This is a genomic window from Micromonospora sp., from assembly GCF_048594385.1.
GTDB lineage: Bacteria > Actinomycetota > Actinomycetes > Mycobacteriales > Micromonosporaceae > Micromonospora > Micromonospora wenchangensis.
This window is the reverse complement of record NZ_JBMDWU010000413.1, coordinates 19286-29818: the sequence shown is the minus strand read 5'-3', so window position 1 is coordinate 29818 and position 10533 is coordinate 19286. Positions and strand designations below refer to the sequence as shown.

Sequence of the window (10533 nt, the reverse complement as noted above, 5' to 3'; positions counted from 1 at the left end):
GAGCCGGCCGACGTCCGGGCCGACGGTGTTCGACGAGCCGATCAGCATGAGCTTGTCCCGGCCGACGAACCGGTTGTACGAGGCGGTGACCAGGCTGGCGGTGTGGGTGACGTCCAGGGAGCCGTCGTGCACCTGGTAGGGGCGGCCGAAGTGCACCGGCTGCGCGCTGTCGGGGTTGTCGCCGTCGGTGAACGTGTTGTGGTCGACCCAGACGTGCTCGCTGCGGCGCACCGAGACCTGGTCGTACTGGGAGTTCCAGTTGCCGGTCGCGCCGTCGGTGGGGGACCAGGCCGGGAAGCAGTCCCGGGCGTCGTCGAAGGTCAGGTTGCGGACGATGACGTTGCTGGCCCCGTCGATCATCAGGGTCAGCCCGGTGAGGACCGCCCCGCGCCGGCCGACGATGGTGGTGTTGGGCCCGACGTTGATCTGCGTCTGCCGGGTCTGGTTGGCCACCGACCGCACCCGGGCGGCCTCCAGCGGCCCCGTCGGCGGCACCATGCCCCACACCGCCGGGTCGTACGCGGCCAGGTAGGCCGCCAGGCTGTACTCCGGGTCGGCCAGGTCGGCGCAGCCGAGCAGGTCGCCGTCGTCGGCGGTGAACCCGTCGACGGTGCCGTCCACGACGATCACCTTCGGGGTGGCATTGCTCTTGTTGGTGGCGTTGTCGCCGCCCAGTGCCCGGACCAGGTCGGCCCGGCTGCGGACGAGGTGGACCTGGTCCGGGCCGGCCGCCGCGCCGCCGGTGGTGCCGGGGCCCTCGGACGCCCAGCCGTCGCCGGCCGGCAGGGTCTGCCGGGCCACCCGCTCGACCGCCCGGGGCACCCCGTCGGCGGTCCGGCCGGGTGCGGCGTGTGCCGCAGTGCCCGAGGTCAGCAGGAGGGACAGGGCGACCAGGGCCGCCCCGGTGGTTCGTGGACGCATGGGAATCTCCGGAGGGTGGTGGTGGATGGTGCGTCAGTCGTCCAGCGCCGCCAGGGGGATCCGCACCGGCGGCACCGCCCACGGCACCGCCAGCTCCGACAGCAGCGCCCCCTGCCCGGCGGCCCGGCGCAGCGCCGCGTTGATCCCGGGTACCGTCACCACCCGTTCCGGCCCGCTGCCGGTGACCGTGACCAGGTCGCCGCCGAGCAGGGTCGGCTCGGGGGCCTGCCGCACCTGTTCCAGTACGGCGGTGAACGGCGCGGTCCGGGCCAGCGGGGCGATCAGCGGGGTGCCGGCCGGGTCGGCCCGGTGGGCGAGCAGGTTCTCCAGCAGCCCCCGCCGCCCCGGCACCTCCCGGGGTTGCGGGTCGCCGGGCAGCAGCAGCCGGTCGGTGGGGTACTCCAGCACCGCCCGCCCGGCGGTGCCGGTCACGATCACCTCACCGGCGACGAAGTCCTCCCCGGCCAGGGTCACCGCCGCCACGATCGGCGGTCCGCCCGGGGTGACGATCCGCAGCGTGGCCGTGTCGTCGACCTCGATCGGGCGGACCCGGTAGCGCTCCAGCTCGATCCGCGCCGGCCGCACCGGCGCGCCGGTCACCGTCTGGGCGACCGCCAGGCACTGCATCACCGCGTGCGCCAGCGGGTTGGCCAGCGCGCCGTCGAGCACCGGTCGGCCGTGCAGGCTGCGTCGGCCGGCCCACGGGGACCGCGCGTAGTAGCCGTCGGGGCGTTGCCAGCAGGCGACCGTGCCGATGCCGGTGACGGTGCCCAGCCGGCCCTGCCCGAGGGCGGCCGACAGCTGCGCCAGCGCCATCGAGCCGAGCGCCTGGAAGCCGACCTGGCAGGCCCGGCCGGTCGCGGCCAGCGCCCCGGCCAGCTCCCGGTGTTCGGCGGTGGACAGCACCGGCGGCTTCTCCAACAGCAGGTCGGCACCGGCGGCGAGGACGTCCAGGGCGATCGGCAGGTGGGTGTGCGGCGGGGTGCAGACGATCACCACGTCCGGGCGGGCGGCGGCGAGCATCTCCCGGTGGTCGGTGTGCACGCTGGCCCCTGGCGGGACCGGCGCGGCCGGCTCGTCCTCGATCGGCCGCACGTCCACCAGCGCCACCAGCCGCAGCCGTCCCGCCGCGTGCAGCCCGGCGACGCTGCGCCGGTGCCAGCGGCCGTGTCCGTTCGCGCCGACGATCGCCACCCGGGGCACGGCCGTCGCGTCGGGCCCGGCCGGAGCGTCCCGGGTGGTGGGCCCAGCGGCGGCGGCCGGCGGTACCGGGGCGGTCACGCCGCACCGGCCAGGACCGCCGCCACCCCGTGGGTACGCAGCGCGCCGAGCCAGCCGGCGACGTCGGCACGGAACCCGTCGTCGTCGGCGAGCGCCGCCGGGAAGACCTCCGGCAAAGCGAACAGCGCCTCGACCGTCCCGGCGGGGGTGTCCCCGGCGGTGGCGAGCGCGGTGGTGATCCGGTCGGCCAGCGGGTCGTCGAGCGGCAGCAGCGTGCCGTCATCGGCCCGCCCGTCGAGGAACCGCAGCCAGGCCGCCACGACCAGCGCCGACCAGTACGCCGGTCGGCCCTGGGCACGCAGGTCGGCAGCGGTGTGCAGGACCCGCTGCGGCAGCTTCTGCGACCCGTCCATCGCCACCTGGAGGGTGCGGTGCCGGATCGCCGGGTTGGCGAACCGGCCCAGCACCTCGTCGCCGTACCCGACGACGGTCGTCCCCTCGGGCGGGGTGAAGCTCCCGGCCACGTCCTCGGCGACGAACCGGCGCAGCACGTCGGTCAGGCCGGGCAGCGCCAGCGTGTCCGCGATCGTCTCGCGGCCGGCCACCGCCCCCAGGTAGGCCACCGCCGAGTGGACGCCGTTGAGGCCGCGCAGCTTCAGCCGCTCCCACGGGCCGGCGTCGGTGGTGAGCACGGCGCCGGCCCGCTCCCACATGGGCCGGCCGCCGGGGAAGTCGTCCTCGACGACCCACTGGAGGTACGGCTCGGCGGCCACCGCCGCCAGATCGGTCACCCCCAGCGCGGCGCGGGCATTCTCCAGGGTCGCGGCGGTGCTGGCCGGGACGATCCGGTCCACCATCGTGCCGGGGAAGCTCACCTGCCCGGCGAGGGCGTCCTGGACGGCGTCCGGCACCCCGGCCAGCGCCAGCGACTGCTGCACCAGGCCGCGCAGCCGACGCCCGTTGGACGGCAGGTTGTCGCAGCTGACCAGCGCGATCGGCCCCGCCTGGGCGGCGGCGCGGGCGAGCAGCCCCCGCACCAGCAGGCCGGGCACGGTGACCGGGGGCCGGTCGGTGGTCAGGTCGAGGGTCAGCTCGTCGTCGGCCCGCAACGCCCCGGAGACCGGGTCGAGCCGGTACGCCTTCTCGGTCACCGTCAACGTCACCACCCGGATCGCCGGGTCGGCGAGCAGCGCGACCACCGCCGCCGGGTCGCTGGCCGCGTGCCGCACCCCGGCCAGCGCGCCGACCACCCGGGTCGCGGACCGGTCGGCGGCCAGCGTGGTGACGCTGAACAGCGCGTCCTGTGCGGCGAGCGCCTCGACCAGGTCGGTGCTGCGCGGGGCGACGCCGACGATGCCCCAGTCCCCGCCGGCCGCGTCGACCGCCGCCTCGGTGCAGACCGCCTGGTGGGCCCGGTGGAACGCGCCGAGTCCGAGGTGGACGATGCCGGCCGGCACGGTGCCCGGCCGGATCAGCGGTCGGCTCTGCTCGGGCAGCCGGCGCAGGGTGGCCAGGCCCAGCCGGTCGGTGCCCCCGTTCACCGCCACACCGGGCCGTCCGGGAACCGGAACCGCGCGATCGACTCGGGGCGCATGGTGGCGCTGTAGCCGGGGGCGGTGGGCAGCAGGTACCGGCCGCCCCGGGTGCGGACCGGGTCGACGAAGTGCTCGTGCAGGTGGTCGACGTACTCGACCATCCGCCCGTCCAGGCTGGTGCCGACCCGAAGGTAGTCGAAGATCGCCAGGTGCTGCACGTACTCGCAGAGGCCGACGCCGCCGGCGTGCGGGCAGACCGGCACCCCGAACTTCGCCGCCAGCAGGATCTCGGCCAGCACCTCGTTGACCCCGGCCACCCGGCAGGCGTCGATCTGCATCACGCCGATCGCCTCGGCCTGGAGCAGCTGCTTGAAGATCACCCGGTTGGCGGCCACCTCGCCGGTGGCGACCCGGCACCGGCCGTCGGTCGACGCGGTCACCGCGCGGGCGATCCGGGCGTGGCCGAGGATGTCGTCGGCGTGCGTCGGCTCCTCGATCCAGTACGGGTCGACCTCGGCCAGCGCGGTCATGTTGGTGATCGCCTCGTCGACGTCCCAGACCTGGTTGGCGTCCATCATCAGCAGCGCGTCCGGGCCGATCTCGGCCCGGATGATCCGGGCCCGGCGCACGTCGTCGGCGGGCGGGCCGCCGACCTTCATCTTCATCGCCCGCCACCCCTGGGCGTACGCCTCGCGGGTCAGCGCCCGCACCTTGTCGTCCGGATACCCCAACCACCCCACCGAGGTGGTGTACGACGGGAAACCGTCCTGCTCCAGCACGGCGAGCCGGTCCGCCGCCCCGACCAACCCCTTGTCGAGGATGCCGGCCGCCTCGTCGGGGGTCAGCGCGTCGGTGATGTGGTGGAAGTCGATGTTGGCGACCAGTTCGTCGGTGGACAGCTCGGCGAGGTAGCGCCACATCGGCTTGCCGGCCAGCTTGGCCCGCAGGTCCCAGACCGCGTTGACCAGCGCGCCGGCGGCCATGTGGATGACCCCCTTCTCCGGCCCCAGCCAGCGCAGCTGGACGTCGGCGGTCAGCGAGCGCCAGAACGCCACCGGTTCGGCGGCGATCTCCTCGACGGTGCGCCCCCGGACGTGGTGGGCGAGGGCCTCGATCGCCGCGCAGGTGATCTCGTTGCCCCGGCCGTTGGTGAAGGTGAACCCGGCGCCCGTCGGGCCGTCGTCGGTGCGCAGCTCGACGTAGCTGGCCGAGTAGTCACCCCGGTTGATCGCGTCGGAGCCGTCCCCGGCCGCCGCGGTGGGGAACCGGACGTCGTGCACGTCGACGGCGGTGATCCTGGTGCTCATGCGGACCCCTCGAACTTGAAGACCTTCTTGGGCAACCGGTACGCCAGGTCGACGACCGTCTCGGCGGCCTCGGCCTCGCTCAGCCGGTGCTCGGCGACGAGGCGGGCCAGGAATCCGGCGTCGATCCGGCGGGCCACGTCGTGGCGGACCGGGATGGAGCAGAACGCGCGGGTGTCGTCGACGAACCCGGCGGTGTTGTAGAACCCGGCGGACTCGGTGACCGCCTCCCGGAACCGGCGCAGCACCTCCGGGGAGTCCAGGAACCACCAGGGCGCGCCGAGGTAGAGCGCGGCGTAGCCGCCGGCCAGCGGGGCCAGTTCCCGGGTGAACGTGTACTCGTCGAGGGTGTAGAGCACCACCCGCAGGCGCGGGTCGTTGCCGTACGCGTCGAGCAGCGGGGCGAGCGCGTGCACGTACTCGGTGGCGTGCGGGACGTCCCCGCCGACGTCGCGGCCGTGGGTGGCGTACAGCCGACGGTTGTGGTTGCGGACCGCCCCGGGGTGCAGTTGCAGCACCAGGCCGTCGTCGAGCGACATCCGGGCGAACTCCACCAGCATGTGCGCCCGGAACGCCTCGGCGTCGGCGGCGTCGGCCAGCCCCCGCCGGCCCCTGTCGTAGAGCCGCGCCGCCTCGTCGGCGTCGAGCACCAGCGTCCGGGCGGTGGGGTGGCCGTGGTCGGAGGAGGTCGCGCCGGCCGCGACGAACGCCGCCCGGCGGGCCCGCAGCGCGTCCAGGTAGCCGGTGTACGTGCCGGTGTCGACGCCGGCCACCTCGCCGAGCCGGGCCACGTTGTCGGCCCAGCCGTCGAACTCCATGTCGACGACGTTGTCGGGGCGGAAGGTGGTGACCACCCGGCCGCCCGGCCCGCCCCAGCCGTCGGCGGCGAGCTTGGCGTGCGCGGCGAGGTCGTCCAGCGGGGACTCGGTGGTGGCGAGCACCTCGATGCGGAACCGGGTGAACAGCGCCCGGGGCCGGAACTCCGGCTCGGCGAGCCGGGCGGCCACCTCGTCGTAGACGGCGTCGGCGGTGGCCGGGGTGAGCGCGGTGTCCACCCCGAAGACCTCACTGAAGGTGCGTTCCAGCCACAGCCGCGACGGGGTGCCCCGGAACAGGTGCCAGTGCGCGGCGAAGCGCCGCCAGATCGTCCGGCCGTCGGTCTCCACCGGGCTGCCGTCGACGCTGGGCACGCCCAGCTCGGCCGGCGGCACGCCCTGGCTGAGCAGCATCCGGGTGAGGTAGTGGTCGGGCACGATGAGCAGCCGGGCCGGGTCCGGGAAGGGCCGGTCCTCGGCCAGCAGCGCCGGGTCGACGTGCCCGTGCGGCGAGATGATCGGCTGCGGGCCGGCGAGGGCGTACAGCTCGCGGGCGATGGCCCGGACGCCCGGGTCGGTCGGCAGGAGCAGGTCGGGAGAGGTCGGCACGTCGGGGGACTCCTCGGGTGCGGGCGGAGGGTCGGCGGTTCGGGGTGGACGGTCGTGGGGCCGGCCCGGTCAGGGCAGGGTGAGCAGGTCGGCGACGCGGACCGGCGCGCCGGTGTCGAAGGAGCGGTTGGCGGCCAGCCCGGTGAGCAGGGCCAGTGCGCCGTCGCGGGCGGTGGCGGCCCGGCCCAGCGGGTCCGGTTCGCCGCCGAAGATCACCCGGGTCATCCGGACGTCCGCGCCGCCGTGGCCCTGCCGGGTGGAGCCCTCGACCGGGATCCGGCGGGGCGGGGCCCAGAACGGGCGCAGGGTGAGGGTGGCCGCGCCGTGTTCGGCGGCGGCCTCGTCGCCGTGCAGGGCGGCCCCCTTGAGCGCCCCGGCGGCGGCCGGGCTGACGAAGTCGCTCTCGGTGACCTCCAGTTCCAGCCGGCCCCGGCTGCCGTTGACCATCACCCGGTAGCCCTCCCAGGGGGCGTAGGCGGTGAGGTGGTAGGTCATCGTCGCGCCGGTGGAGTAGCGGGCCAGCACCGCCATGTCGTCCTCGATGCTCACCCCGGGGGCGAAGACGTTGCGGTCGCGCTGGTAGCCGTCCTCGGCCTCGGCGTCGAGGTACAGCTCGCGCAGCCGGGGGTGGTCGGCCAGCCGCAGGGCGAACGGGTCGTCGGCGGCGGCGGGGGAGTCGTGCGCCCGGTCGTAGTCGCGGGCGTAGCCGTGGCGGCGGCCCGTGTCGCCGTAGAAGAACAGCCGGCCCGCGGCGTACACCTCGACCGGGGTGGCGTCGAGCCACCAGTTGACCAGGTCGAAGTGGTGGCTGGCCTTGTGCACCATCAGCCCGCCGGAGCTGGCCTTGTCCCGGTGCCAGCGGCGGAAGTAGTCCGCGCCGTGCCGCACGTCGAGCAGCCACTCGAAGTGCACCGAGCCGATCTCGCCGACCGCGCCGTCGGCGAGCAGCCTCCTGACCTGCTCGTGCAACGGGTTGTACCGGTAGTTGAAGGCGACGGTGACCTGCCGGCCGGTCTCGGCGACCGCGTCGAGGATGCGCCGGCAGCGGGCCGCGTCCACGGTCATCGGTTTCTCGGTGACCACGTCGCAGCCGGCCCGCAGGGCCGTCACGATGTACTCGTCGTGGGTGACGTCGACGCTGGTCACCAGCACCACGTCGACCCGTTCCTTGGCGAGCATGGTGGCGAAGTCGGCGGCCGGGTACGTCGGCACGGCCGGATGGCCCAGCTCGATCAGCCACCGGTTGTGCGCGTCCATCCGGGTCTGGTTGACGTCGGCGAAGGCGACCAGCTCGGCGGTGTCGGCGTGCGCGGTGACCAGGGCCCGGACGAACATCTCCGCCCGCGCCCCGGTGCCGACGAGGGCGTGCCGTCGGCGTGGCGTGGCTGGTGGTGGCATCCGTGGACCTCCCGTGGCTGCAAAGGTTTGCAGTGAAGAAACCACGTCGGTGAAGAGCACGTCAACGATCGATGCCAATCCCGTGGCATAGATACCGTTTCATACGCTTAAGGGGGCATGGCAGGAGCGCCCCCGCAATCGACCTGTAACAAACTCCCGTTGACAGTGGAGCAACCGTTTGCATTAATTGGCGGCACCCACGTGACCCCGACCACACCATCGACGAGAGGGCCGCCCGTGCCAGCCACCATCCGCGACGTCGCGCGGGCCTCGGGCGTGCACATCTCCACGGTGTCCCGGACCTTCTCGGCGCCGCACCTGGTCAACCCGGAGACCCGGGGCCGGGTGCTGGCCTGCGCCGAGGACCTCGGTTACCGACCCAACCGGGCCGCCCGCGCCCTGATCACCGGGCGGACCCACAACATCGGCCTGATCATCGCCGACATCGCCAACCCGTTCTTCCCGCCGCTGATCAAGGCGGCCGAGGGGCAGGCCCGGCACCGCGACTACCACGTCTTCGTGGCCGACACCAACGAGGACCCGGCCGCCGAGGAGGAGCTGGTCCACGCGCTGGCCAAGCAGGTCGACGGGGTGCTGCTGTGCAGCCCCCGGATGAGCAACGGCCTGATCGAGCAGGTCAGCCGGGAAGTCCCGGTGGTGGTGATAAACCGGCAGGTCACCGGCCTGCCCTGCGTGATGATGGACGTCGGCCAGGGGGCGCGCGCCGCGATCGAGCACCTGCTCGGCCTCGGCCACCGGCGGATCGCCCTGCTCGGCGGGCCACGCGGCTCCTGGACCCACCAGCAGATGCGTCGGGCGGCCGGCGCCGCCGCCCGCTCCGGCGGGGCCGAGCTGACCGTGCTCGGGCCCAACCCGCCCACCGAGACCGGCGGCGGTGAACTGGCCCCCCGGGTACGCGACAGCGGCGTCACCGCCGTGCTCGCCTACAACGACCTGATGGCGATCGGGCTGATCGAGGGGCTCGACCAGCTCGGCATCCGGGTACCACAGGACGTCAGCGTGGTCGGCGTCGACGACATCGCGCTGAGCCGACTCACCCGCCCCAAGTTGACGACGGTGGCCACGCCAACCGCGGCCGCCGGCCGGACGGCCGTCGACATGCTGCTGCAACACGACTCCGACCCGCGCCCGCGCGGCGGGGGACGGGCAGCGGCCGTCGGCGACCGTCGTACCACCGCACAGGTAATGCTCCAGACCGAACTGGTCATTCGCGACTCGACCGGACCCGTACCCGGTCGATCCCGTCCCGGTTCCGTTCCGGATGGCCCGGGCCCGCATCGCCTTGCGGACCCGGGCGGCCCGACCGCGACCACCGGTGGCGTCGTCGCCTCCTAACCCGAGGAGTGAGCGCATGCACCCCGCAACGTCCCCCACCGCCGGCACGCCGGCCGAACCGCACCACCGTACCCCCGCACCCCGTCGTCGATTCCTGCGCGGCCTGGTCGCCGCCGCCGTCGCCGTACCGCTGATGTTCGGCGCGGCGGCCTGCGGCGACGACGACGCCGGTACCGACGGCCAGATCAAGCTCTCCGTCTTCTGGTGGGGCGGTGAGGCGCGGGCCAAGCTCACCGAGGACGCCCTCGCCCTCTACACCAAGAAGCACCCGAACGTGACGTTCGAGAAGACCTGGCAGGCCAACCAGGGCTACTTCGACAAGCTGGCCACCCTCACCGCCGGCGGCAACCCGCCGGACCTGTTCCAGATCGACGACAACTACCTGTCCGAGTACGCCGGCCGCAGCACCGTGCTCGACCTCAAGAGCTACCAGGACTCCGGCAAGCTCGACGTGTCGAAGTTCCCCAAGAGCCTGCTGGAGTACGGCGTTGTCGACGGCAAGCTGGCCGGGGTGGCCGCCGGCGAGAACACCCAGGGGCTGGTCTACAACAAGACCCTGCTGACCAAGAACGGCCTCCCGGAGCCGACCACCGGCCAGAGCTGGGAGGAGCACATCGCCTGGGCCGAGCAGGTGACCAGGAAGACCAAGGTCCCGGGCACGATGGACGCCAGCGCCGTGGACAAGGCCTTCTGGGTGTGGCTGCGTCAGCAGGGCAAGGACCTCTACAAGGGCAACGAACTCGGCTTCACCGCCGAGGACGTGACGAAGTGGTTCGAGCTGTGGAAGGGTGCCCGCGACCGGGGGGCCACCCCGACCGCCGACGTGATCCACGAGGGCAACGCCACCGACATCACCAAGCAGCTCGTGGTGACCGGCAAGTCGGGCACCTCCTGGGTCTGGGTCAACCAGATGCCGGAGCTGAAGAAGAACACCGCCGACGAGTTGGGCGTCGTCGCGTACCCGGGTGACCCGAGCGCCCAGTGGGCCCGCGCCTCGATGTACTGGTCGGTCTTCCGGGGCAGCAAGAACGCCGACGTCGCGGTGGACGTGATCAACTTCAGGGTCAACGACCCGGAGGCGGTGGCGTTGCTCGGCACCGACCGGGGCCTGCCGTCGAACATGGACCTGCGGGCCACGGTCAGCCAGACGGTGACCGACCCGGCGATGAAGCAGTCCATCCAGGTCGAGTCCGAGCTGGCACAGAAGTTCGGCACGGCGCCGCAGGTGCCGATCAAGGGACACAGCAAGGTCAAGTCCGAGCTGGTCAAGGCCGCCGAGAACGTCCAGTACAAGCGGGCCACCCCGGCCCAGGCGGCGGAGCAGTTCGTCGCCGCCTGCAAGTCCGCGATCGCCTGACCGGCACACCGCGGACG

8 protein-coding genes are annotated in these 10533 nt (G+C 73.6%); 2 read left to right on the top strand and 6 right to left on the bottom strand.

What is annotated here, in order from left to right:
• From ACOJTC_RS22190 to ACOJTC_RS22165, 6 genes are all read right to left on the bottom strand, one after another.
• The coding region (locus tag ACOJTC_RS22190) for a pectate lyase (RefSeq protein ID WP_420118321.1) at positions 1 to 921 on the bottom strand (921 nt) is incomplete at its 3' end.
• A gap of 33 nt (positions 922 to 954) precedes the next feature.
• Positions 955 to 2124, bottom strand: a complete 1170-nt coding sequence (locus ACOJTC_RS22185; RefSeq protein WP_420118324.1) for a Gfo/Idh/MocA family protein — start codon at positions 2122 to 2124, stop codon at positions 955 to 957.
• A gap of 74 nt (positions 2125 to 2198) precedes the next feature.
• The gene (locus tag ACOJTC_RS22180) at positions 2199 to 3689 is read right to left on the bottom strand and encodes a mannitol dehydrogenase family protein (protein ID WP_420118320.1); all 1491 of its coding nucleotides are present in this window, start codon (positions 3687 to 3689) and stop codon (positions 2199 to 2201) included.
• Positions 3680 to 4984 carry an enolase C-terminal domain-like protein gene (locus tag ACOJTC_RS22175; protein ID WP_420118319.1) on the bottom strand — a complete coding sequence of 435 codons (1305 nt, stop codon included), beginning with the start codon at positions 4982 to 4984 and terminating at the stop codon, positions 3680 to 3682. The genes ACOJTC_RS22180 and ACOJTC_RS22175 overlap by 10 nt, the downstream gene beginning before the upstream one ends.
• Positions 4981 to 6405 (bottom strand): glucuronate isomerase, encoded by a 1425-nt coding sequence (gene uxaC / locus ACOJTC_RS22170; protein ID WP_363653583.1) that lies wholly within the window; start codon positions 6403 to 6405, stop codon positions 4981 to 4983. The genes ACOJTC_RS22175 and uxaC overlap by 4 nt, the downstream gene beginning before the upstream one ends.
• Before the next feature lie 69 nt (positions 6406 to 6474).
• A complete protein-coding gene (locus ACOJTC_RS22165) occupies positions 6475 to 7803 on the bottom strand; it encodes a Gfo/Idh/MocA family protein (protein ID WP_420118318.1) in 1329 nt (442 codons plus the stop codon).
• Between the two features lie 237 nt (positions 7804 to 8040).
• On the opposite strand from ACOJTC_RS22165, the gene ACOJTC_RS22160 reads away from it, so the two are divergent.
• Both ACOJTC_RS22160 and ACOJTC_RS22155 read left to right on the top strand, forming a co-directional pair.
• A complete protein-coding gene (locus ACOJTC_RS22160; protein ID WP_420118317.1) occupies positions 8041 to 9159 on the top strand; it encodes a LacI family DNA-binding transcriptional regulator in 1119 nt (372 codons plus the stop codon).
• Between the two features lie 16 nt (positions 9160 to 9175).
• Positions 9176 to 10516, top strand: coding sequence for an ABC transporter substrate-binding protein (locus ACOJTC_RS22155; RefSeq protein ID WP_420118316.1), 1341 nt, complete (start codon positions 9176 to 9178; stop codon positions 10514 to 10516).
• Positions 10517 to 10533: the final 17 nt, after the last annotated feature.

Bases quoted from the DNA above. Each gene is read 5' to 3' on its own strand.
- ACOJTC_RS22165 (WP_420118318.1), bottom strand. From the start codon at position 7,803: ATGCCACCACCAGCCACGCCACGCCGACGGCACGCCCTCGTCGGCACC.
- ACOJTC_RS22175 (WP_420118319.1), bottom strand. From the start codon at position 4,984: ATGAGCACCAGGATCACCGCCGTCGACGTGCACGACGTCCGGTTCCCC.
- ACOJTC_RS22155 (WP_420118316.1), top strand. From the start codon at position 9,176: ATGCACCCCGCAACGTCCCCCACCGCCGGCACGCCGGCCGAACCGCAC.